Here is a 21,694-nt window from a genome sequence, read left to right as displayed (position 1 = left end):
GCGCTTCGCAAAGGCCGGACGCTTGACATGACCTTCACCCTCGCCATCGTGGGCCGCCCAAATGTGGGCAAATCGACGCTCTTCAACCGGCTCGTCGGCCGCAAGCTCGCGCTGGTCGATGACCAGCCCGGCGTGACCCGCGACCTGCGCGAGGGCGACGCGAAACTCTTCGACCTCCGCTTCACCGTGATCGACACCGCGGGGCTGGAAGAGGTGACGGACGACAGCCTGCAAGGCCGGATGCGCCGCCTGACCGAACGCGCGGTGGACATGGCCGATGTCTGCCTGTTCCTGATCGACGGGCGTGTCGGCGTCACGCCCTCGGACGAGGTCTTCGCCGACATCCTGCGCAAGAAAGCCGCCCGCGTCCTCCTCGGCGTCAACAAGGCCGAAGGCAAGGCAGGCGATGCCGGCGCGCTGGAGGCATACTCCCTCGGCCTGGGCGAGCCCATCCGCCTCTCCGCCGAACATGGCGAGGGGATGGACGACCTCTACCGCGCGCTCAAACCCTTCGAAGAGGAATTCGCCCCCCGCGAAGCCGAGATGCTGCCGGAAACCGACACCGACATCTCGGAAGAAGACGCAGAGCTTGAGGTGGACGAGAACGCCCACCGTCCCACCGCCGCGAAGCCCCTCCAGATCGCCGTCATCGGCCGCCCCAACGCCGGAAAATCCACCCTCATCAACAAGATCCTGGGCCAGGACCGGATGCTGACCGGGCCGGAGGCCGGGATCACCCGCGACGCCATTTCCGTCCGCGCCGACTGGATGGGCACGCCGATCCGCATCTGGGACACCGCCGGCATGCGCAAGAAGGCGAAGGTGGTGGACAAGCTTGAGAAACTCTCCGTCGCCGACGGGTTGCGCGCCGTGCGCTTCGCCGAGGTGGTGGTCGTCCTCCTTGACGTCGAAATCCCCTTCGAAGTGCAGGACCTGCGCATCGCCGACTTCGCCGAAACCGAAGGCCGTGCGGTGGTGGTGGCGGTGAACAAATGGGACCTCGAGGACGACAAGCAGGAAAAGCTGGCCGAACTGAAGGAGATGTTCGAGCGCCTGCTGCCGCAGCTGCGTGGGGCGCCTCTCGTCACCGTTTCGGCCAAGACGGGCAGGGGCCTTGACCGCCTTCATGACGCGATCCGTCGGGCGCATGACGTCTGGAACCGCCGTATCCCCACGGCAAAGCTGAACAGCTGGCTGGGTGCCATGACCGAGGCGCACCCGCCGCCGGCGCCGGGTGGCCACCGGATCAAGCTGCGCTACATGACCCAGGCCAAGACCCGGCCGCCGGGGTTCGTCATCAAGTGCTCGCGCCCCGACGAGCTGCCGGACAGCTACAAGCGCTACCTCGTGAACGGCCTGCGCGACCATTTCGACATGCCGGGCACGCCGATCCGGCTGTTCCTCCGCTCACAAGGCAACGAGAACCCGTGGAAGGAACGCAAGTTCAACACACCCTCGCGCCTGCGCAAGCACAAGGAAAAGAACACCGGCCAGTAGGGGCGCAAAAGTTTTCGAAAACTTTTGCAAAATCCTTCGAAGGATTTTGGCCCCACCTCACCCCTTGCGCGCCATCCACCCCAGCGCGCCCAACATCACCACCGCGCCCCCCGCCGCCGTGCCTGCGACCAGCATGTTGTCCGCCCGGTTCACCACGATGACCCCCACCAGAGCCCAGACCACGGTCAGCCCATAGACCGGCATCCGGGGCTTCCGCCCCTGCACCGCCAGCGCGATCCCCAGCACCAGCCCCAGCATCGCCAGCGCCGACGCACTGTTCGACAGCACGCCGTAGCCCGCAATCAGCACCCCCGTCGACACCGCCGCCGCCGCCGTCAGCCAGCCCGCGAAGATCGCCAGCGGCCCCGACAGCAGCCACCGATCCGGCTCGGTCGGCGCCCGCAGGAAGGCCATCAGCGCCCCCGCCGCCATGATCCAGATCGTCACCGTGCCCCAGACCGCACTTTGCCCCGCGATCCACAGCCAGACCACACCGACGCCGATCGCCACGGTCAGCGGCAGGCGCGAAGGCGCCCAGACCGGGTCCTCGGCCCGCTTCCACAGCCCATAGACGGCATGAGCGATCAGCCACAGATAGATCACCGACCAGATCGCGAAGGCATAGCCCGCAGGCTGGATCGCCGGACGCCCGATATCCACCGGAAACAGCGCCGGGTCATAGCCGGTGAACGGAGGCGTCACCAACGGCGCAAGCCCGAAGGCAATCGTCGCCAGAAGCAGGATCAGGGGGGCAGGTCGGGACATCGGTCACTCCGGTAAAGGGCAGGGCGCAGGGAAAACCCCCAGCCCCGCCAATGGGTTCCCGGATGTCAGACCAGCACGCCGTCCGACGTGATCCGGGTCTTGCCTCCCAGATAGGGCCTCAGCGCCGAAGGCAAGGTCACGCTGCCATCGGCCTCCTGCCCGTTCTCCAGCACCGCGATCAGGCAGCGCCCGACAGCGAGGCCCGAGCCGTTCAGCGTCGCCACGAACTCCGGCTTGCCGCCTGCCGGGCGATAGCGCGCGTTCATCCGCCGCGCCTGGAACTGGCCGCAGGTCGAAACGCTGGAAATCTCGCGATAGGTGTTCTGCCCCGGCAGCCAGACCTCGAGGTCATGCGTCTTCTGCGCCCCGAACCCCATGTCGCCGGTGCACAGCACGATCGTCCGGTAGGGCAACTCCAGCCGCTCCAGCACGGCTTCGGCGCATTTCGTCATCCGCTCATGCTCGGCCAGAGCGGTTTCCGGCGTGCAGATCGTCACCATCTCGACCTTCTCGAACTGGTGCTGGCGCAGCATCCCCGTGGTGTCCTTGCCCGCCGACCCCGCCTCGGACCGGAAGCACTGCGTGTGCGCGGTCAGCCGGATCGGAAGCACCGCCTCCTCCAGGATGTCCCCGGCGACCGAGTTGGTCAGCGTCACTTCGGAGGTCGGGATCAGCCACCAGCCGTTCGTCGTCTGATAGCTGTCCTCGGCGAATTTCGGCAGCTGGTTGGTGCCATACATGGCCTCTTCCTTGACCAGGACCGGGGTCCAGGTCTCGGCCAGCCCATGCTCGGAGGTGTGCAGATCCAGCATGAACTGCGCCAAGGCCCGGTGCACCCGCGCCACCGCGCCGCGCATCACCACGAAGCGGCTGCCCGACAGCCTGGCCGCCGTGGCGAAATCCAAACCCCCCTTCGCCGCCGGAATCTCGAAATGCTCCAACGGCTTGAAGTCCATGACCCGAGGCGTCCCCCAGCGGCGGATCTCCACGTTGCCGCTTTCGTCCGGCCCCTCCGGCACCTCGTCCAGCGGCAGGTTGGGGATCCGCATCAGCGCGTCGCGCAGCCGGGCATCCTCGGCCTCTGCCTCCTCGGTCAGCCGCGCGCCTTCGGCCTTCTTCTCGGCCACCAGCGCGCGCAGCCGCTCGAACTCCGCGTCATCCCCGCGCGCCTTGGCCGCGCCCACCTCTTTCGAGGCCGCATTCTGCGCCGCCGCCGCCGTTTCCGCCGCCAGGATCCTTGCCCGCCGCGCCTCGTCGATGGCCAGCAGCTCTGCCGACATCGGCGCCAATCCCCGACGCGACAGCGCCCTGTCGAACGCAGCCGGGTTCTCGCGGATGAAGCGGATGTCGTGCATGGTCTGGCCTCGCTTGCAGCTGTGTCGGCGCTTATGCCCGATATCGGGGCAGGGGGGAAGGCATCGCCCGCCCCCATGATCCACGCGCCCCCTCTGGCAATGCGCTGCGAAAGGGCTTACATGACGCGGCAATCGCAAGGGGGGCGCTGACCCTCCGGCCCCGCAGGAAAGGATGACCATGTTCGCCACCCCCGCTTTCGCCCAGGCCGCCGGAGCCCCCGGCGCCGGAGCCGCCTTCGCCCAGTTCCTGCCGATCATCCTGATCTTCGTGATCTTCTATTTCCTGCTGATCCGTCCGCAGCAGAAGAAGATGAAGGAACACCGCGCCATGGTCGATGCCCTGCGCCGCGGGGATGAGGTCATCACCTCGGGCGGGATCATCGGCAAGGTCTCCAAGGTCCAGGACGACGGCAAGGTCGAGGTCGAGATCGCCGATGGCGTCAAGGTCAAGATCGTCAAGCACACGATCTCCCAGGTCCTGAACAAGACCGAACCCGCGGCGAACTGAGCCTGAGCCATGGAACCGATGGCGCTGTGGAAGCGCGTTCTCATCCTGCTGATCTGTGCCTGGGGTATCGTCGGCGCGGTGCCGAACCTGTTCTACTCCCGGGTCGAACGCCACAATGACGCCGTCGCCGCCATCGAGGCGGCAGGGGGAACCGCGACGCCCGAGCAAGAGGCCGCCCGGGCCGAATGGCCCGATTTCCTGCCCTCGGCGCTGGTGAATCTGGGCCTCGACCTGCGGGGCGGGGCGCATCTTCTGGCCGAAGTGAAGGTCGAGGATGTCTACAAGTCCCGCATGGACAACCTCTGGCCCGAGGTGCGCGACCGCCTGCGCGACCTGCGCGACCAGGTCGGCGCCGTCCGCCGCGCGCCCTCGCCCGATGACGTCCTGCGCGTCACCCTGTCCAAGCCCGAAGGCATGGCCGCCGCGCTGGAGGCCGTTCGCGGTCTTGGCTCCAGCGTCGTGTCGCTGACCGGCATCGGGAAAAGCACGCTGGACGTGACCGCCGAGGGCAGCGACATCGTCGTGCGCCTGTCCGAGGCCGAAAAGCAGGCCACCGACGAACGCACCATCCAGCAGTCGCTGGAAATCATTCGCCGCCGCGTGGACGAGGCCGGGACCCGCGAACCGACGATCCAGCGGCAGGGCGAAAACCGCATCCTGATCCAGGTGCCCGGCATCGGCTCGGCGCAGGAGCTCAAGGCGCTGATCGGCCAGACCGCAAAGCTGTCGTTCAACGCCGTCGTAAGCCGCACCACGGACGCGGCCGCCACGCCGGGGCCGCGCAACGTGCTGCTGCCCTCGCTGGATGAGCCCGGCGTCTACTACATCGTCGAGGACACGCCCGTCGTCTCCGGCGAGGATCTGGTGGATGCCCAGCCCACGTTCGACCAGAACGGCCGCCCGGCCGTCAGCTTCCGCTTCGACACCACCGGCGCGCGGCTGTTCGGCGACTACACCGCCGCCAACATCGGCGCGCCCTTTGCCATCGTGCTGGATGGCAAGGTGATCTCGGCCCCGGTGATCCAAAGCCATATCCCCGGCGGATCGGGCATCATCACCGGCAACTTCTCGATCGAGGAATCGACCCGCCTCGCCGTCCTTCTGCGTGCCGGTGCCCTGCCGGCCGAGATGAGCTTTCTCGAGGAACGCACCATCGGGCCGGAACTCGGCGCCGACTCCATCGCGGCCGGGAAGATCGCAGCGATGGTCGCAGGCGCGGTGGTGGTCCTCTACATGCTGGCCAGCTACGGGCTTTTCGGCCTGTTCGCCAACATTGCGCTGGTCTTCAACATGGCGCTGATCTTCGCCGCCCTTTCGGCCATCGGCGGCACCCTCACGCTGCCCGGCATCGCGGGGATCGTGCTGACGATCGGCATGGCGGTCGATGCCAACGTCCTTGTCTTCGAACGCATCCGCGAGGAATTGCGTCAGAACAGGAACGCCGGCCGCGCGATCGAACTTGGCTACCAGCGCGCGCTCAGCGCCATCATCGACGCCAACATCACCACCTTCATCACGGCCGCCGTGCTGTTCCTGGTCGGAGCAGGCCCCGTGCGCGGCTTTGCGATCACGCTGGGGATCGGGATCATCACCTCGGTCTTCACCGCGATCTACGTGACCCGCCTTCTGGTGGAAATCTGGTATCGCGCGCGGCGTCCCGCGACCGTCGTCGTCTAAGGGGATCAGAACCATGGCCTTCCGTCTTCGCGTCGTCCCCGAAAAGACCAACATCGACTTCTTCCGCGCCCAGTGGCTGACCTTCGGCGGCTCGATGATGCTGACCGTGATCTCCATCATCGCCTGGGCGGTGATGGGTCTGAACTTCGGTATCGATTTCCGCGGCGGGACCACGATCCGCACCGAGGCGACGCAACCCGTGGACGTCGGCGCCTATCGCCAGGCGCTGTCCGGCCTTGAGCTTGGCGACGTTGCCATCACCGAAGTCTTCGACCCGACCTTTGCCGCGGATCAGCATGTGGCCCAGATCCGCATCGCTCCGCTGGACGGGCAAGAGGCCGTCACCCCCGAAACCCTCTCCGAGGTCGAGGCCCGGCTCAAGGCGGTCGATCCCTCGATCACCTTCCCCTCGATCGAATCGGTCGGCCCCAAAGTGTCGGGAGAGCTGATCTGGAAGGCGATCACCGCCATGGTGGCGGCCTCGGTCTGCATCATGATCTACATCTGGCTGCGCTTCGAATGGCAGTATGCCGTGGGCAGCGTGGCGGCCCTGTTGCACGACATCTTCATCGTGATCGGCATCTTCGCGGTGTTCCAGATCAAGTTCGACCTGACGATCATCGCCGCGCTTCTCACGATCCTCGGCTATTCGATCAACGACACCGTGGTCGTCTTCGACCGCCTGCGCGAGAACCTGCTGAAATACAAGACGATGCCGCTGAGGGACGTGATGAACCTTTCGGTCAACGAAACGCTCAGCCGCACGATCATGACCTCGGGCACCACGCTGATGGCCCTGGGGGCGATGCTGATCTTCGGCGGTGACGTGATCCGCGGCTTCACCTTCGCGATCTTCGTGGGCGTGATCCTCGGCACCTATTCCTCGGTCTTCGTGGCCAAGAACCTGGTCCTGTTCATCGGCCTCGACCGCGGCGACAAGCCCAAGAAGGCCGACAAGAGCGATTTCGCCAACGTCGACGCCTGACGCGATGCGCCTGACCGAAGTCACCTACGGCAACGCGAAAGCCATCGAGGGTTACGGCCCCGGCTTCTTCCGCGTCGCCGGGCATGTCCTGCGCGGCCCCTGCCTCATCACCCCCTGGGATGCCGGTCCCTGGGGGGGCTACGGCGACACCGCAGCCCCGCTCAGTCTGGTGGACAGGATCGACGTCCTGTTCGTGGGCACGGGCGCGCAGGTCGCCCATGTGCCCGCAGCCTTCCGCGACGCGCTGGAAGGGCAGGGGATCGGGGTCGAGGTGATGGCCTCCCCGACTGCGGCGCGCACCTACAACGTGCTCCTCGGCGAAGGCCGCCGCGTCGCCGTGGCGCTGATCCCGGTCGACTGACGCCGCCCACAACGGGAATGGTAGGCCCGGAGGGACTCGAACCCCCAACCAAGGCGTTATGAGCGCCCTGCTCTGACCAATTGAGCTACAGGCCCGTAGCGGCCCCTGCCTAGCAGAACCGGACGGACGGTCAAGCCGCCCCGCGTTGCGCGCCTGCGGGCAATCGTCTATGCGGGCGGCAACCGATTCCGCAAAAGGGGCAGGCAGATGACCACGGGGCACAACGGGCTGACCTATGCCGATGCAGGCGTGGACATCGACGCCGGGAACGCGCTTGTCGACCGGATCAAGCCCGCCGCAAAGTCCACGGCCCGGCCGGGCGTGATGGGTGGCCTCGGCGGTTTCGGGGCGCTCTTCGACCTCAAGGCCGCAGGCTACCGGGACCCGATCCTCGTCGCCGCCACCGACGGCGTCGGCACCAAACTGCGCATCGCCATCGACACCGGCCACGTCGACAGCATCGGCATCGACCTTGTCGCCATGTGCGTCAACGACCTTGTCTGTCAGGGCGCCGAGCCCTTGTTCTTCCTCGACTATTTCGCCACCGGCAAGCTGGAGGTCGAAGAGGCCACCCGCATCATCACCGGCATCGCGAAGGGCTGCGCCGACTCTGGCTGTGCCCTGATCGGCGGTGAGACGGCCGAGATGCCCGGCATGTATCACAAGGGCGACTTCGACCTTGCAGGTTTCGCGGTCGGGGCGATGGAACGTGGGTCCGACCTTCCGCGCGACGTCCAGAAGGGCGACGTCCTCCTCGGCCTCGCCTCCTCGGGCGTCCATTCCAACGGCTACAGCTTCGTGCGCAAGGTGGTGGAACTTTCCGGCCTCGGCTGGGACGCCAAGTCCCCCTTCAGCGACGGCTCCCTGGGCGAGGCGCTTCTCACTCCGACCCGCCTCTATGTCAAACAGGCGCTCGCCGCCGTCCGCGCCGGTGGGGTCCACGGCCTTGCCCACATCACCGGCGGGGGCCTGACCGAGAACCCGCCCCGCGTCCTGCCCGAAGGCCTCGCCTGCGAAATCGACCTTGGCGCTTGGCAACTCCCGCCGGTCTTCCGCTGGCTCGCCACCACCGCGAACATGGCGGAACCCGAGCTTCTCAAGACCTTCAACTGCGGCATCGGCATGATCCTCGTCGTCGCCGAGGACCGGGCGGATGCTCTGACCGAACTCCTGCAAGGCGAAGGCGAAACCGTCACCCGCCTCGGAACCATCACCGAAGGGCAGGGGGTCATCTACAAGGGCCGCCTGCTGTGAAACGCGTCGCCATCCTGATTTCCGGGGGTGGCTCGAACATGCTGGCGCTCGTCCGGGACATGGCGGAAGGCGGCTATGCCCGACCCGTCCTCGTCGCCGCGAACGATCCCCGGGCAGGCGGCCTTGCCAAAGCCGCAGCCCTTGACATCCCCACCGCCGCCATCGACCACCGCGCCTACCCGACCCGCGAGGCTTTCGAGGCCGCCCTGGCCGAAAAGATCGACGCCACCCGGCCCGACATCCTCTGTCTTGCCGGATTCATGCGCATCCTGACCCCCGGCTTCATCCACCGCTACGAAGGCAGGATGCTCAACATCCACCCCTCGCTCCTGCCGAAATACCCCGGCCTGCACACCCATGCCCGCGCCCTTGCCGCAGGCGACGCGCAGGCCGGATGCACCGTCCACGAAGTGACCGCCGACCTCGACGCAGGCCCCATCCTCGGCCAGGCCCGCGTCCCCGTCCTGCCCGGAGACACTCAGGAAACCCTCGCCGCCCGCGTCCTGACGCAGGAACATCGGCTCTACCCCGCCGTCCTCCGCCGCTTTGCCGCCGGGGACCGGACCCCCGTCCTACTCCCCTGACGGCCCGTCCGGCCGCGTCAGCACGAAGGCCGCGCCGATACCGATCAGCGCAGTCTGCACGACCAGTGCGCTCCAGGGCAGGCCGGCGAACAGCGACAGGCCCCAGACCGCCGCCATGCTGCCCGCCGCCAGCCGCTTGGCGCGCCGCGAGATCGCGCCGTGCTCTTCCCAGTTGCGGATCGGCGGGCCGAAGGTCCGGTGGTTCAGAAGCCAGCCATGGAGCCGGGGCGAGGATTTGGCAAAGCACCCCGCCGCCAGCAACAGGAAGGGCGTGGTCGGCAGGACGGGCAGCACCACGCCCAGAAGCCCCAGGCCCAGGAACAGAAACCCCGCCGCCAGCCAAAGCGTGCGCATCACCCACCCCGCGTTTCGTTCGCCACTTGCGCATGGCCGGGCGTCAGGCTCAACCCCGCCCCTTTCCTTTTCCCGCCCGAAGCCCTAGAACGGCCCGGCATTGGCGGGATGACCCCGCGACGAAAGGCTGCCTCATGCGCACGATCACCACGACCGAAGACCTCGCCGCCTACTGTGCGCTTGCCAAGTCCCAGCCCTTCGTCACCCTCGACACCGAATTCCTGCGCGAACGCACCTACTGGTCCAAGCTCTGCCTGATCCAGATGGCGCTTCCCGGGGCAGGGGAGGCGGTCCTGATCGACCCGATCGCGGGGCCGGAGATGTCGCTGGAACCGCTCTACGACCTGTTCCGGCACGAGGCGACGGTGAAGGTCTTCCACGCCGCCCGGCAGGATCTGGAGATCTTCTTCGTCGAAGGCGGCGTCTTCCCCAAACCCCTCTTCGACACGCAGATCGCCGCCATGGTCTGCGGCTTCGGCGAACAGGTGGGTTACGAGACGCTGGTCAAGAAGATCGCCAAGGCCGATCTCGACAAGACCTCGCGCTTCACCGACTGGTCGCGGCGGCCCCTGTCGGACGCGCAGAAGGAATATGCGCTGGCCGACGTGACCCACCTGCGGGTGATCTACGAATGGCTTGCCGCGCAACTGAAGAAGAACGGCCGCGCCGAATGGGTGGCCGAGGAACTGGCGATCCTCACCGATCCCGCCACCTATACCATCCACCCCGACGATGCCTGGCAGCGGATCAAGACCCGCACCACCTCCGGCCGCTTCCTCGCCGTGGTGAAGGCGCTGGCGCGGTTCCGCGAATCCTATGCCCAGACCCAGAACGTGCCGCGCAGCCGGGTGATGAAGGACGACGCGCTGCTGGAGCTTGCCTCCACCCGGCCCACCACGGCCGAGGAACTGGGCCGTTCCCGTCTCCTCCTGCGCGAAGGCCGCAAGCCCGAGATCGCCGAAGGCATCCTTGCCGCGGTGAAGGAAGGGCTGGAGATGAAGCCCGAGGACATCCCCCGGGTCGAGACCCCGCGCGAACAGATGCAGGTGAACCCGGCGCTGGCCGACCTTCTCCGCGTGCTGCTGAAGGCCAAGTCCGAAAGCCTTGGCGTCGCGCCCCGCCTGATCGCCTCATCGGCCGACCTCGACCTGATCGCCGCCGGGGATCGCTCGGTTCCCGCGCTGACCGGCTGGCGGCTTGAGGCTTTCGGCGATGACGCCCTGCGCCTCTGCAAGGGCGAGATCGCGCTTTCCGCCAAAGGCAACGAAGTCCGCGTCGTCCGCCTGTAACGCGGCCCGAAGGTCTCGGGACACCCGGACCGATCCCGCAGGGAAATCGGCGCTACCGCCGCGAGGCCCGCGCGTTCGTGGCGCCTTGCACCACGATCTCGCGCACGTTCTCCAGCTTGACGTCAGAGATGAAGATCGCCACGTCCACCTGCCGAGACTGCGGCGTGTTCACGTCGGTCTTCGTCACCGGCGGGAACACCCGGAACTCATAGACCAGCGTCCCGCCCTCGGTCACGGGCTGCGGCACCAGTTCCGCGCTCCAGTAGCCCTGCACCGGCATCTGCCCGCGGGCCCGCACGATGGCCCCGCCCGGCATCGGCTCGACCGCCAGCGACAGCACCACCTCGGCCAGGACCCGCCCGTCCTCTTTCGCCTCGGGCAGCACGATCGTCTCGCGCGGCTCGGACTTGCGGAACCAGTTGAACGGGTTGAGCTTGCTTTGCCGCAGCCCCCCGCAACCCGCCAAGGCGACTGCAAGACCAAGAACGACGTGACGGCGGGACAGGGACATGGGGCCAACTTCCTGATGCGTTGCCCCTTGGGTAGCCGATGGCACCGCGTTTGAAAAGCGCATCTTGGACTGGACTGTCCCGCCCCCGCGCCTTACCTCACCCACACCAGACGGAGCAGACCATGGCCACCCAAGCCTTCGAAGACCTCGCCGAAACCTTCGACTTCCTTGATGACTGGGAGGACCGCTACCGCCATGTCATCGAACTGGGCAAGGCCATGCCGCCTCTGGACGACAGCTTCAAGGTCCCGGCGCTGAAGGTGCAGGGCTGCGCCAGTCAGGTCTGGCTGCGCCCGATGGTCGAGGATGGGAAATTCGACTTCCAGGGCGATTCCGATGCCATGATCGTCCGCGGCCTGATCGCCATCCTGCACGCGCTCTACTCCGGCGTCCCCGTGGCCGAGGTCGGCAAGATCGACGCCACCGCGGAACTGGGTCGCCTTGGCCTGAACGAACATCTCTCCAGCCAGCGTTCGAACGGCCTGCGCGCCATGGTCCAGCGCATCCGCGACGAGGCTGCTAGCCGCGTGTGACCGTCACCCGGTCGGGATAGAACGCCAGGTGCCCCGCGATCTCGGCCACGTCGGGTTTCGGCGTCTCGTAGCTCCAGACCGCATTGGCCGGCATCCCGACATCGCCCTTGATCGAGTAATAGCTCGCCTTGCCCTTCCACGGGCAGGACGTCGCATGATCCGTCCGCACCAGCCGGGTCATGTCGATATCTTCGCGCGGAACATAGATCACCGGCGGATAGGATCCTTCGCGCAGCTCCAGTGCCCGCGCGCTGGTGCCCAGCACCGTGGTGCCCGCCCGCACCGTGACCGGCCCGTCAACCCTGGCAATGCGGATGTGATCGGCCATTCCTGCCTCCTCAGATCGGCGCGCAAGCCTGCGTCAGCCAGTCAAGGGTAGCACCGGAAACCCGATTGCCAAGTTTTTCCAGCACCTCTGCGTGATAGGCGTCCAGCCAGCGCCGTTCCCCCTTAGACAGCTCCTCGCGCAGGATCAGGCGGCGGTCGAAGGGCACGAAGGTCAGCGTCTCGAAGGCCAGCTGCGCCCGGTTGTCGCCCAGAGGAGGCGCCTCCTGCACCACGATCAGGTTCTCCAGCCGGATGCCGAAGGCGCCCTCGCGGTAATAGCCCGGCTCGTTCGACAGGATCATGCCCGGCTCCAGCGGCACCTCCGAGACGCGGGAAATCCGCTGCGGCCCCTCATGCACCGACAGGAAGGCCCCCACGCCATGCCCCGTGCCGTGGTCGTAATCCTGCCCCGCGACCCACAGGTTGAACCGTGCGAGCGCGTCGATATCCCGCCCCGCCAGCCCCTTCGGGAACCGCACCCGGCTGATCGCGATCAGGCCCTGAAGCACCCGCGTATAGCACTCCCGCGCCTCCTGTCCCGGATCGCCGATGGCCACCGTCCGGGTGATGTCGGTCGTCCCGTCCGCATACTGCGCCCCCGAATCGACCAGCAGCAATTCGTTCTGCTGCACCGGCCGATTGGTCTCCTCGGTCACGCGGTAATGCATGATGGCCCCGTTCGGCCCCGCCCCGCAGATCGTGTCGAAACTGATGTCATGCAGCGCATTGGTCGCGCGGCGGAAGCCTTCCAGCGCCTGCACCACGGAGATCTCGGTCAACCCCCCGGACGGCGAGGCCTCGTCCAGCCAGCGCAGGAACTCCACCATCGCCGCCCCGTCGCGCAGATGGGCTTCCCGCGTGGCCGCGATCTCGGCGGCGTTCTTGCAGGCCTTGGGCAGCCGGCAGGGATCATCGCCCCAGGCGACCTCCACCCCCGCCCCCTTCAGGATGTCCGACACCGCCAGCGGCGCGGTGGTCTTGTCCACCCGCACCGGCCCGGCAAGGCCCTTCAGCGCCTCGGCAAATCCTTCGACCGGATGTACCGCGACCTCCGGCCCAAGATGCGCCCGCACCGTGTCGTCCAGCTTGGCCGGCGCCACGAACAGATCGACCCGCGCGTCGTCATGCAGAACGGCAAACCCATGCAGCACCGGGTTCTTCGGCACATCCGCGCCCCGGATGTTCAGCAGCCAGCACAGCGAATCCGGCAGCGTGATGACCGCCGCCCTTTGCCGGGCCTTTCGCAACGCCTCCGCCAGCCGCGCGCGCTTGTCGGCATGGCTTTCGCCCGCAAGCGCGACAGGATGCACGAAAGCCTTCCCCGCAGGCGCCGCGGGCTGATCAGGCCAGATCGCATCAACAGGATTTTCGCTGACAGAAGAAACGGTTACACCAGTGCCTTCAAGCGATCTCTGAAGTCGCTCCACCTCATCCGCCGTATGCAGCCAGGGGTCGAATCCCACCACTCCCGCCGCCAGCCTCTCCCTGATCCACTCCCCCGGCTTCACCTCCGGCCAGGGGACCGGCGTAAAGACCGACAGGTCCACCTGAGCCTTCACCTGCGTCCGGTAGCGCCCGTCGATGAACACCCCCGCCACGTCCGGCAGCACGATGCAGAACCCCGCCGAGCCGGTGAACCCGGTCAGCCACTGCAACCGCTCGTCCCGCGGGGCGACATATTCGCCCTGGTGCACGTCCGCCCGCGGCACGATGAAGCCCTGTAGCCCCATCGCCGCCAGCTTCGCGCGCAGCGCAAGCAGCCGGGGCGGGCCCTGATCGGGCGAGGCGTGACTGTCGAAGCTCTGGAACATGCCGCGGCCTTTCATCTGTCCACAAATATCCTCGGGGGTGAGCCCCGGACCCTGTCCGGGGCGAGGGGGCAGAAGGCCCCCTCAGCCTGCCCGCCGCATCCCCAGCGCCCGGGCGCGTTTCTTCGGGTCCACCTCGAACAGCGCGGCCAGCTGTTCCGTCATCGCGCCCGCCAGCTGCTCGACATCGGTGATCGTCACCGCCCGCTGGTAATAGCGCGTCACGTCATGCCCGATCCCGATGGCGATCAGCTCCACCGCGCGGCGCCGTTCCACCATGGCGATCACGTCGCGCAGGTGTTTCTCCAGATAATTCGCGGGGTTGACGGACAAGGTTGAATCGTCCACCGGCGCCCCGTCGGAAATCACCATCATGATCTTCCGCTGCTCGGGCCGCGCCATCACCCGCCGATGCGCCCATTCCAGCGCCTCGCCGTCGATGTTCTCCTTCAAGAGGCCCTCCTTCATCATCAGCCCAAGGTTCGGCCTGACCCGCCGCCAGGGCGCATCCGCCGACTTGTAGATGATGTGCCGCAGGTCGTTCAGCCGCCCCGGCATCTGCGGCCGCCCCTGCGCAAGCCAGCGCTCGCGGCTCTGCCCGCCCTTCCAGGCCCGCGTGGTGAAGCCCAGGATCTCCACCTTCACGTTGCACCGCTCCAGCGTCCGCGCCAGCACATCCGCACAGATCGCCGCGATCGAGATCGGCCGCCCCCGCATCGACCCCGAATTGTCCAGAAGCAGCGTCACCACCGTATCGCGGAACTCGGTATCCTTCTCCCATTTGAAGGACAGCGGAGTCGTCGGGTTCGCCACCACCCGCGCCAAGCGGCCCGCGTCAAGGATGCCCTCCTCCTTGTCGAACTCCCAGCTGCGGTTCTGCTGCGCCTGAAGCCGCCGCTGCAACTTGTTCGCCAACCTGCTGACCGCCCCCTTCAACGGCTCCAGCTGCTGGTCCAGATAGGCGCGCAGCCGCTCCAGCTCTGCCGGTTCGGCCAATTCCTCGGCCTTGATTTCCTCATCGAAATCCGTGGTATAGACGACATAATTCGGGTCCGCGTCAGAATGGGGCGCGGGCGGCGGCGGCTCCAGAGGCGCCTCGCCTTCGGGCAACTCCGCCTCGTCGCCCTGCTCCATGTCGGCGCTGTCCTCCATCGTGACCTGCGCCTGGGACTGGTCCTGCTGCTCCTCCTGGCTCCGCTCGGGCGAGGCCTCCGCGTCCTCGCTCTCGTCCTGCTCGTCCCCTGCCGAATCGGGCGAGTCCTGATCCTCCTCGGCCTGATCGTCTCCCGCATCCTCGGGTGCATCCGGGTCGTCGCCCAGCTGGTCGCCATAGCCGAGGTCCGCGATCACCTTCCGCGCCAGCCGCGCGAAGGCCGCCTGATCGCCCAGCACATCGTCCAGCCCGGTCAGCGTCTCTCCCGCCTGCTCCTCGACGAAGCCGCGCCACAGGTCCGCCGCGTGCTCCGCCGACTTCGGCAGCGCGCGCCCCGTCGCCATCTGCCGCACCAGATAGCCCGCCGCCACCGGCAGCGGCACTTCCGAGGCCTGCGTCACCTGGCCATAGCCCTTGCGGTCCGCCTCATGCGCGATCTTCGCGTCGATGTTCCCGGCCGTCCCCGGCATGTCGCGCGCGCCCACCGCCTCGCAGCGCGCGTTCTCCATCGCCTCGAAGATGTCGCGCGCAAGCGGCCCCGTCGGCGCATAGCGGGCTGCCACCGCATCGTCGTGATACTTCCGCCGCAGCGCAAAGGCATCCGCCGTCCCGCGCGCCAAAAGCACCTCGTCCCGCGTCATCCGGCGGCTGACCTGCGGCAGGCGCACGCCCTCCTTGTTCATCCCCGCCGGATCGACAGAGAAACTGACCGTCATCTCCGGGTCATCCGCCATGGTGCGGGTGGCCTCGGCCAGGGCTTTCTTGAACGGATCGGCGGGGTTGTCGCTGGGCTTGTTCATGCCCCAGATAAAGCACTCCGCGCCCCCGGCGGCAAGCGTCGCCGTGCGTCGGCGCACAGACGCGGCGCGGGATTGGAGAGTTGGCATCACCCCCCGCAACCACAGATAAAAGACACCGAATTCAAACCCATCCGGAAGGAAACCGTCCCATGGCCAACAAACCCAGGATCGCTCTCATCATCGGTTCGATCCGCCAGCACCGCTTTGCCGACATCCCGGCCGCATGGATGAAGGCCCAGGCCGATGCCCGCGGCGACATGGATGTGGAAATCGTCGATCTGCGCGATTTCAACCTGCCGATGTTCGACGAACCGGCGTCGGATGCCTATGTGCCGTCGTCGAACCCCGCCGCCGTGGCGTGGCAGAAGAAGATCGCCGGGTATGACGGCTACATCTTCGTTGTCGCCGAATACAACCACTCGATCACCGGCCCGCTGAAGAACGCGCTTGACCAGGCCTATACCGCCTGGGCCCGCAAGCCGATGGCCGCGATTGCCTACGGTTCGATGGGCGGCGCCCGCGCGCTGGAGCATCTGCGCCTGATCGCCGTCGAACTCCAGATGGTCCCGACCCGCAACGCCGTCCACATCGGTGGCGCGGACTTCTGGAAGGTCCACCCCGGCATGGGCGGCTCGGGCAACCTGGCCGACATCGAAGGCGCGCTGCTGCCGTCTGCCAAGGCCACGCTCGATGACCTCGCCTGGTGGGCGAAGGCGACGATGGCCGCCCGCGCGGCCTGAGGCTGCGTCAGGATCGACCGATCAGGTCGGCGCAGCCTTGCAGAAGCTGCGCCGATCTTCTTTCTGCCCCGTGATCCCTTGCGAAACACGCCCGGTCCGGCAGCGCCTTCCGCGCCACCTTAGCCTCGATCCGCCAGGTCATCGCCCTTGCGGCCTCACCCGGCCGCGCAACAGGGGACAGGCCGCCCCGGGCTTCGTCGCAGCCCAAGGCCGGAAGACGGCCAGAAACGTCTCCGATCCGCGCGCAATTTCGGCAGAAGGCCCGCGGACTCGTGCATTTTGCGGGCGGAAGGGAAATCCTTCCGGGTGGCCCCCTCAAAGCATCCGGCACCAATCCGGGCGTCTTCCCCCCGAATAGGGCACCGCAAGGCCGCTTGCGATCATCTGGCCCGCGACGTCCTGTCCGGCGACCTCAAGCCGGACCAACTCGCGCCCGTAACGGTCATGCCCCTCGAACCGGGCCGCCGTGATCGGGCCGGACCGCAGCACCTGCCGCAGGATCGCCGTCGCCTGCTGGCCCGCCGCCAGTTCCTTGCCGCATCTTGGAGAGTAGACCTCGGGGGTGTCAAAGCCCAGAAGCCGAGCCTTGACCTCGCCGGTGCCCGGGCAGGCCATGTGGATCGTGTCTCCATCGGCGATATAGGTGACGCGACAGCCGGTATCGACGGGGCCGGACGGGCCCTGCGGGGTCGGAGCAGAGGTCGCCACGCAGCCCGCAAGTCCGACTGCCAGGATTGCGAGAAAGGCTTGGGCGAACCAAGCCCGCCGCATCACTTCATCGCCATGCTGGCCGCCGACTCCGGCAGCTCTTCCGCAAAGCAGCGCTGGTAGAACTCGGCCACGGTCTGCCGCTCCAGCTCGTCGCACTTGTTCAGGAAGGTCAGCCGGAAGGCATAGCCCACATTGCGGAAGATTTCCGCATTCTGCGCCCAGTTCAGCACGGTGCGTGGCGACATCACGGTGGACAGGTCGCCATTCATGAAGGCTGTCCGCGTCAGGTCGGCAACCGTCACCATCTGTGAAATCACCTTGCGGCCCTTCTCGGTGTTGTAATGCGGGTTCTTGGCCAGAATGATCGCGCTTTCCGCGTCATGGCTCAGGTAGTTCAGCGTCGCCACCAGCGACCAGCGGTCCATCTGCGCCTGGTTGATCTGCTGGACCCCGTGATAGAGGCCGGTCGTATCGCCCAGACCCACCGTGTTCGACGTGGCGAACAGCCGGAAATAGGGGTTCGGCGTGATGATCTCGTTCTGGTCCAGCAGCGTCAGCTTGCCGTCATGCTCCAGGACGCGCTGGATCACGAACATCACATCCGCCCGGCCCGCGTCGTATTCGTCGAAGACGATGGCGACCGGGTTCCGCAGCGCCCAGGGCAGGATGCCCTCGTGGAACTCCGTCACCTGCTTGCCGTCGCGCAGCTTGATCGCGTCCTTGCCGATCAGGTCGATCCGGCTGATGTGGCTGTCCAGGTTCACCCGCACGCAAGGCCAGTTCAGCCGCGCCGCCACCTGCTCGATATGGGTCGATTTCCCGGTGCCGTGATAGCCCTGGATCATCACCCGGCGGTTGTAGGCAAAGCCCGCCAGGATCGCGAGCGTCGTGTCCGGGTCGAACTTGTAGGTCGGGTCGATCTCCGGCACCCGGTCGGTGCGCTCGGCGAAGCCCTTCACACGCATGTCGGTGTCGATCCCGAACACATCGCGGACCGAGATTTCCTCGGTCGGTTTCATCGCCTGATCCAGCATCGTGACAGTCCATCCAAAGCCGCCCGCGCCCCATTGCGCCGCGCAGGGCCATCCTTGGAACATATCTTGGGGGGGTTCAAGGGGAAGGGCCGCTTCCCAATCGCGTGAGCCTGCAACTTCCCGCTTCGCCGCAGCGTAGCTGCCCCGTATCCTCGCTGGAAATGGAGCCCGCCCATGCACCGCCGCCTCTTCCTCCTCACCGTCCTCGCCGCGCCCATGGCCCGGGCCGAGACCTTCGAAGTCACCCTGACAAAGGCCGAATGGCGCGCCCGCCTCTCCGACCTCGCCTTCCGCGTCCTGCGCGAGGAGGCAACCGAACGCCCCCATACCAGCCCGCTCAACGTTGAAAAGCGCAAGGGCACCTACCACTGCGCCGGCTGCGACCTTCCCGCCTTCGCCTCGGACACCAAATACGATAGCGGCACTGGCTGGCCGTCCTTCTGGAAGCCCCTGCCGAACGCCATCGCCACCCGCGAAGACGGTGGGCTCTTCGGTGCCCGGACCGAGGTTCACTGCCGCCGCTGCGGCGGGCATTTCGGCCATGTCTTCGCCGACGGGCCCCCGCCCACCGGCCTGCGCTACTGCATGAACGGCGCGGCGCTGGCCTTCAGACCCGCCTAGTCGCGGAAATACCGGCTGTCCTTCAGCTGATCCCAGGCCCAGACGACCTCTTGCAGCTGTTCCTCATGGCTGCGGTCGCCGCCGTTCATGTCCGGGTGCAGCACCTTGATCAGCCCCTTGTAGACCTTGCGGATTTCCGTCTTCGACATCGTATCCCGCGCATCGAGGATCTCGATCGCCCTGCGCTCGGTCGCGGGCAGCTTCCGCGTCGCGGCCGAATTGACGCGCCCGGGGTTCTGCGTCGCCTTCTCGCCCAAAAGCGCCATCGGGTCGTTCACCCCCAGCCGCGCCCAGGCGTTGCCGTCGCCCAGACGGCTGAAGGGCTTCGTCTCCCGCTCCCAGACCCGGTTCTTGTCCAGGAACTTCTGGAACTCCTCATCCGTTGTGCCCTGGAAGAAGTTCCATTTCAGATTGTATTCCCGGATGTGGTCCTTGCAGAACCAGAAATACTCGTCCAGCAGCTCGGGCGATTTCGGCGCCCGATAGGCGCCCTTCTCCTTGCAACCCGGATAATCGCAGGGCCGGTCCGCCGTTTCGAACGCGCCCGACATGCCGCGCCGACCGGCCGTCTTGCGCTTCTTGGCCGCCGCAGCGCTGATGTTGAAGTCAAAGGGCGGGCGACTGGACATGCGTTTGGGGCCTTTCCGACTCGGGGCCACGAGTTTAGGGCTTTTTCGGCAAGTTGGAAGGGCAGGGGAAGCTGACATGGCCGTGAAGGACGAGATCGAGGATCGGCTGACCGCCGCCTTCCACCCTTCCGTGCTGGAGGTGGTGAACGAAAGCCACAGGCACGCGGGCCACGCGGGCGATGACGGCACGGGCGAAAGCCATTTCCGCATCACCATCCGGGCCGAGGCCTTCCGCGACATGTCCCGCCTCGCCCGCCACCGCGCGGTGCAGAAGGCGCTGGGCGACCTGAACAACCGCATCCACGCCATCGCGCTCGACATCGGCTAGCACGGGGCCGCCCTGGCCTTGCCGTCCCCGTCTGACCCAGATATGTTATAGTATAACATAGCAAGGAGCCAGCGATGCCCGACCCCCGCCTCCCCGACACCCGCCTTCCCGTCACTGTCCTTTCCGGCTTTCTCGGCGCCGGCAAGACCACGCTTCTGAACCACGTCCTGAACAACCGCGACGGTCGCCGCGTCGCCGTCATCGTCAACGACATGTCCGAAGTGAACATCGACGCCGACCTGATCCGCGACGGCGCCGACCTGTCGCGCACGCAAGAGCGGCTTGTCGAAATGACCAACGGCTGCATCTGCTGCACCCTGCGCGACGACCTCCTGACCGAGGTGCGCCGCCTCGCCGCAGAGGGCCGCTTCGACTATCTCCTGATCGAATCCACCGGCATCGCCGAACCCCTGCCGGTGGCCGCGACCTTCGACTTCCGCGACGCGGCGGGCAACAGCCTGTCGGATGTCGCGCGCCTCGACACGATGGTCACGGTCGTCGATGCGATCAACCTGCTCAACGACTTCTCCAGCCACGATTTCCTGGCCGACCGCGGCGAATCCCTGGGCGAGGGGGACAGCCGCACGATCGTCAACCTGCTGACCGATCAGATCGAATTCGCCGATGTGGTGATCCTGAACAAGATCACGGACGCCGGCCCCGCCCGGACAGAGGCCGCCCGCAAGATCATCAGGGCGCTGAACCCCGACGCCCGCCTGATCGAGACGGATCACGCCCGTGTCGATCCCGCCATCATCTTCGACACGCGGCTCTTCGACTTCGACCGCGCCCACGAACACCCGCTGTGGGCCAAGGAACTCTATGGCTTCGCCCAGCACACCCCCGAGACCGAGGAATACGGCATCACCTCCTTCGTCTATCGCGCCCGCGCGCCCTTCCATCCGGGCCGGATCCACGCGGTCCTGAACGGCGATCTGCCCGGCGTGATCCGTGCCAAGGGCCATTTCTGGCTGGCGACCCGGCCCGACTGGGTGGCCGAGTTTTCCCTGGCCGGTGCCGTCTCCTCGGTGACGCCGCTTGGCGGCTGGTGGGCCAGCGTGCCCCGCGACCGCTGGCCGACCCACCCCGACGCCCTGGCCGAGGTGGCGTCGAAATGGCAGGAACCCTGGGGCGACCGGCGCCAGGAACTGGTCTTCATCGGCAGCGGGATGGACGAGGCCACCCTGCGCGCCCGCCTCGACGCGGCCCTCGTCCCGGCCCGCGCCTTCACGCCCGAGGCCTGGACCGGCTTTTCCGACCCGTTCCCCGCTGGCGGCGGCAGGCGGCATGACCCGCAATCTCGCCACCCCACGCGCGCGCTGGCGCAAGACCGATCCCATGGCGGCGCATGACCGGCTGCCCCCCGAGCTGCGCACCTGGGCCGCCGGGGCAGCCCTTCCCTGGAGCGCGGCCTCGGTCCTTCGCCTCTGGCAGCGTGCCCTGCGCGAAACCGGCTGCCCCGAGGCCGCCAGGGCCCGGCTGACCCGCGCCGAGGCCCGCACGCTTGCCCGCGATGCGGCAAGGGTCTGGGGTGACGGCTACCCGACCCGGCCCATGCAGCCGGTGCCGCGACCACCCGGCCAGACACCCGGCCAGAAACCCGGCCAGACACCCGGCCGCAGCCCCTGATTTGCTCTTTTCCCAAATACTCCCGGGGGTCTGGGGGTGGAAAACCCCCAGCGCCCGAGCCGGTTGGCCGAAGGCCAGAGGCGAGACAGAAGGCTCGCGCCGAAAGGCGCTCAATCTGAAAACCGCCCTCGCCCCGGAGCGCGGGCAAAGGTTAAGCACTCTTCACCTCTAGAATGGAGCGCAACAGTTGAGGTTGGGATGGGGTTTGGGATGGATCGGCGGGGGTTGCATCTGGATGGTG

General features: G+C 67.2%; 24 protein-coding genes and 1 tRNA gene. 14 read left to right on the top strand and 11 right to left on the bottom strand.

Features of this window, described 5'->3' with window-relative positions; genetic code table 11:
- Positions 1 to 27: 27 nt before the first annotated feature.
- Positions 28 to 1,497: a ribosome biogenesis GTPase Der gene (gene der, locus D5084_RS12955; RefSeq protein ID WP_128515915.1), complete on the top strand. Its 1,470-nt coding sequence runs from the start codon at positions 28 to 30 to the stop codon at positions 1,495 to 1,497.
- A gap of 57 nt (positions 1,498 to 1,554) precedes the next feature.
- Here the strand turns inward: der and D5084_RS12950 are convergent, their stop codons facing one another.
- Both D5084_RS12950 and serS read right to left on the bottom strand, forming a co-directional pair.
- Complete coding sequence (locus D5084_RS12950) at positions 1,555 to 2,262, bottom strand: TspO-related membrane protein (RefSeq protein WP_128515914.1); 708 nt, start codon at positions 2,260 to 2,262, stop codon at positions 1,555 to 1,557.
- A gap of 65 nt (positions 2,263 to 2,327) precedes the next feature.
- On the bottom strand, positions 2,328 to 3,617 hold the full coding sequence (gene serS, locus D5084_RS12945; protein ID WP_128515913.1) for a serine--tRNA ligase: 1,290 nt from the start codon (positions 3,615 to 3,617) through the stop codon (positions 2,328 to 2,330).
- Between the two features lie 178 nt (positions 3,618 to 3,795).
- Between serS and yajC the strand changes: the two genes are divergently transcribed.
- From yajC to D5084_RS12925, 4 genes are read left to right on the top strand one after another with little or no spacing between them, the layout of a single operon-like run.
- Positions 3,796 to 4,125 carry a preprotein translocase subunit YajC gene (gene yajC / locus D5084_RS12940; RefSeq protein ID WP_128516027.1) on the top strand — a complete coding sequence of 110 codons (330 nt, stop codon included), beginning with the start codon at positions 3,796 to 3,798 and terminating at the stop codon, positions 4,123 to 4,125.
- 9 nt (positions 4,126 to 4,134) lie between these two features.
- Entirely contained in the window at positions 4,135 to 5,802 is a 1,668-nt protein-coding gene (gene secD, locus D5084_RS12935; protein ID WP_128515912.1) for a protein translocase subunit SecD, read from the top strand.
- Between the two features lie 13 nt (positions 5,803 to 5,815).
- Positions 5,816 to 6,787 carry a protein translocase subunit SecF gene (gene secF / locus D5084_RS12930; protein WP_128515911.1) on the top strand — a complete coding sequence of 324 codons (972 nt, stop codon included), beginning with the start codon at positions 5,816 to 5,818 and terminating at the stop codon, positions 6,785 to 6,787.
- Between the two features lie 4 nt (positions 6,788 to 6,791).
- On the top strand, positions 6,792 to 7,148 hold the full coding sequence (locus tag D5084_RS12925; RefSeq protein WP_128515910.1) for an Mth938-like domain-containing protein: 357 nt from the start codon (positions 6,792 to 6,794) through the stop codon (positions 7,146 to 7,148).
- A gap of 18 nt (positions 7,149 to 7,166) precedes the next feature.
- On the opposite strand, the gene D5084_RS12920 is transcribed toward D5084_RS12925, so the two are convergent.
- Positions 7,167 to 7,243 (bottom strand) — tRNA-Ile (locus tag D5084_RS12920).
- A 112-nt stretch (positions 7,244 to 7,355) separates the two neighbouring features.
- On the opposite strand from D5084_RS12920, the gene purM reads away from it, so the two are divergent.
- Together purM and purN are read left to right on the top strand one after the other, a co-directional pair.
- Entirely contained in the window at positions 7,356 to 8,402 is a 1,047-nt protein-coding gene (purM, locus tag D5084_RS12915; RefSeq protein WP_128515909.1) for a phosphoribosylformylglycinamidine cyclo-ligase, read from the top strand.
- Positions 8,399 to 8,986 carry a phosphoribosylglycinamide formyltransferase gene (gene purN, locus D5084_RS12910; RefSeq protein WP_128515908.1) on the top strand — a complete coding sequence of 196 codons (588 nt, stop codon included), beginning with the start codon at positions 8,399 to 8,401 and terminating at the stop codon, positions 8,984 to 8,986. The genes purM and purN overlap by 4 nt, the downstream gene beginning before the upstream one ends.
- On the opposite strand, the gene D5084_RS12905 is transcribed toward purN, so the two are convergent.
- On the bottom strand, positions 8,975 to 9,340 hold the full coding sequence (locus D5084_RS12905) for a YbaN family protein (protein ID WP_128515907.1): 366 nt from the start codon (positions 9,338 to 9,340) through the stop codon (positions 8,975 to 8,977). The two genes, purN and D5084_RS12905, sit on opposite strands and share 12 nt — an antisense overlap.
- Positions 9,341 to 9,474: 134 nt before the next feature.
- On the opposite strand from D5084_RS12905, the gene rnd reads away from it, so the two are divergent.
- Positions 9,475 to 10,629 carry a ribonuclease D gene (rnd, locus tag D5084_RS12900; protein WP_128515906.1) on the top strand — a complete coding sequence of 385 codons (1,155 nt, stop codon included), beginning with the start codon at positions 9,475 to 9,477 and terminating at the stop codon, positions 10,627 to 10,629.
- Between the two features lie 52 nt (positions 10,630 to 10,681).
- On the opposite strand, the gene D5084_RS12895 is transcribed toward rnd, so the two are convergent.
- On the bottom strand, positions 10,682 to 11,140 hold the full coding sequence (locus tag D5084_RS12895; RefSeq protein ID WP_238382644.1) for a hypothetical protein: 459 nt from the start codon (positions 11,138 to 11,140) through the stop codon (positions 10,682 to 10,684).
- 122 nt (positions 11,141 to 11,262) lie between these two features.
- Between D5084_RS12895 and D5084_RS12890 the strand changes: the two genes are divergently transcribed.
- Positions 11,263 to 11,673 carry a SufE family protein gene (locus D5084_RS12890; protein WP_128515905.1) on the top strand — a complete coding sequence of 137 codons (411 nt, stop codon included), beginning with the start codon at positions 11,263 to 11,265 and terminating at the stop codon, positions 11,671 to 11,673.
- Here D5084_RS12890 and D5084_RS12885 read toward each other — a convergent pair.
- The 3 genes from D5084_RS12885 to cobT form a co-directional block, all read right to left on the bottom strand.
- A complete protein-coding gene (locus tag D5084_RS12885; protein WP_128515904.1) occupies positions 11,660 to 12,001 on the bottom strand; it encodes a DUF427 domain-containing protein in 342 nt (113 codons plus the stop codon). The genes D5084_RS12890 and D5084_RS12885 overlap by 14 nt on opposite strands.
- Before the next feature lie 10 nt (positions 12,002 to 12,011).
- On the bottom strand, positions 12,012 to 13,811 hold the full coding sequence (locus D5084_RS12880; protein WP_128516025.1) for an aminopeptidase P family protein: 1,800 nt from the start codon (positions 13,809 to 13,811) through the stop codon (positions 12,012 to 12,014).
- Between the two features lie 81 nt (positions 13,812 to 13,892).
- Positions 13,893 to 15,761 carry a cobaltochelatase subunit CobT gene (gene cobT, locus D5084_RS12875; protein WP_128515903.1) on the bottom strand — a complete coding sequence of 623 codons (1,869 nt, stop codon included), beginning with the start codon at positions 15,759 to 15,761 and terminating at the stop codon, positions 13,893 to 13,895.
- Positions 15,762 to 15,910: 149 nt separating this feature from the next.
- Between cobT and D5084_RS12870 the strand changes: the two genes are divergently transcribed.
- The gene (locus D5084_RS12870; RefSeq protein WP_128515902.1) at positions 15,911 to 16,501 is read left to right on the top strand and encodes an NADPH-dependent FMN reductase; all 591 of its coding nucleotides are present in this window, start codon (positions 15,911 to 15,913) and stop codon (positions 16,499 to 16,501) included.
- A gap of 315 nt (positions 16,502 to 16,816) precedes the next feature.
- On the opposite strand, the gene D5084_RS12865 is transcribed toward D5084_RS12870, so the two are convergent.
- Positions 16,817 to 17,272 (bottom strand): thermonuclease family protein, encoded by a 456-nt coding sequence (locus D5084_RS12865; RefSeq protein WP_128515901.1) that lies wholly within the window; start codon positions 17,270 to 17,272, stop codon positions 16,817 to 16,819.
- Positions 17,272 to 18,246, bottom strand: a complete 975-nt coding sequence (gene cobS / locus D5084_RS12860; protein ID WP_128516024.1) for a cobaltochelatase subunit CobS — start codon at positions 18,244 to 18,246, stop codon at positions 17,272 to 17,274. The genes D5084_RS12865 and cobS overlap by 1 nt, the downstream gene beginning before the upstream one ends.
- 174 nt (positions 18,247 to 18,420) lie before the next feature.
- On the opposite strand from cobS, the gene msrB reads away from it, so the two are divergent.
- Positions 18,421 to 18,867, top strand: a complete 447-nt coding sequence (gene msrB, locus D5084_RS12855) for a peptide-methionine (R)-S-oxide reductase MsrB (RefSeq protein WP_128515900.1) — start codon at positions 18,421 to 18,423, stop codon at positions 18,865 to 18,867.
- Here the strand turns inward: msrB and D5084_RS12850 are convergent.
- Positions 18,864 to 19,496: a DnaJ domain-containing protein gene (locus D5084_RS12850; RefSeq protein WP_128515899.1), complete on the bottom strand. Its 633-nt coding sequence runs from the start codon at positions 19,494 to 19,496 to the stop codon at positions 18,864 to 18,866. The genes msrB and D5084_RS12850 overlap by 4 nt on opposite strands.
- 76 nt (positions 19,497 to 19,572) lie before the next feature.
- Between D5084_RS12850 and D5084_RS12845 the strand changes: the two genes are divergently transcribed.
- The 3 genes from D5084_RS12845 (at position 19,573) to D5084_RS12835 (ending at position 21,453) form a co-directional block, all read left to right on the top strand.
- Entirely contained in the window at positions 19,573 to 19,824 is a 252-nt protein-coding gene (locus D5084_RS12845; RefSeq protein WP_128515898.1) for a BolA family protein, read from the top strand.
- Positions 19,825 to 19,898: 74 nt separating this feature from the next.
- Complete coding sequence (locus D5084_RS12840) at positions 19,899 to 21,176, top strand: GTP-binding protein (protein ID WP_128515897.1); 1,278 nt, start codon at positions 19,899 to 19,901, stop codon at positions 21,174 to 21,176.
- The gene (locus D5084_RS12835) at positions 21,112 to 21,453 is read left to right on the top strand and encodes a DUF6525 family protein (RefSeq protein WP_238382643.1); all 342 of its coding nucleotides are present in this window, start codon (positions 21,112 to 21,114) and stop codon (positions 21,451 to 21,453) included. The genes D5084_RS12840 and D5084_RS12835 overlap by 65 nt, the downstream gene beginning before the upstream one ends.
- The last annotated feature ends 241 nt before the right edge of the window (positions 21,454 to 21,694 follow it).

Source organism: Tabrizicola thermarum, from assembly GCF_003574395.1.
Classification (GTDB): domain Bacteria; phylum Pseudomonadota; class Alphaproteobacteria; order Rhodobacterales; family Rhodobacteraceae; genus Tabrizicola; species Tabrizicola thermarum.
The sequence above is the reverse complement of the archived record's forward strand: the minus strand, read 5'-3'. Positions and strand labels throughout refer to the sequence as shown.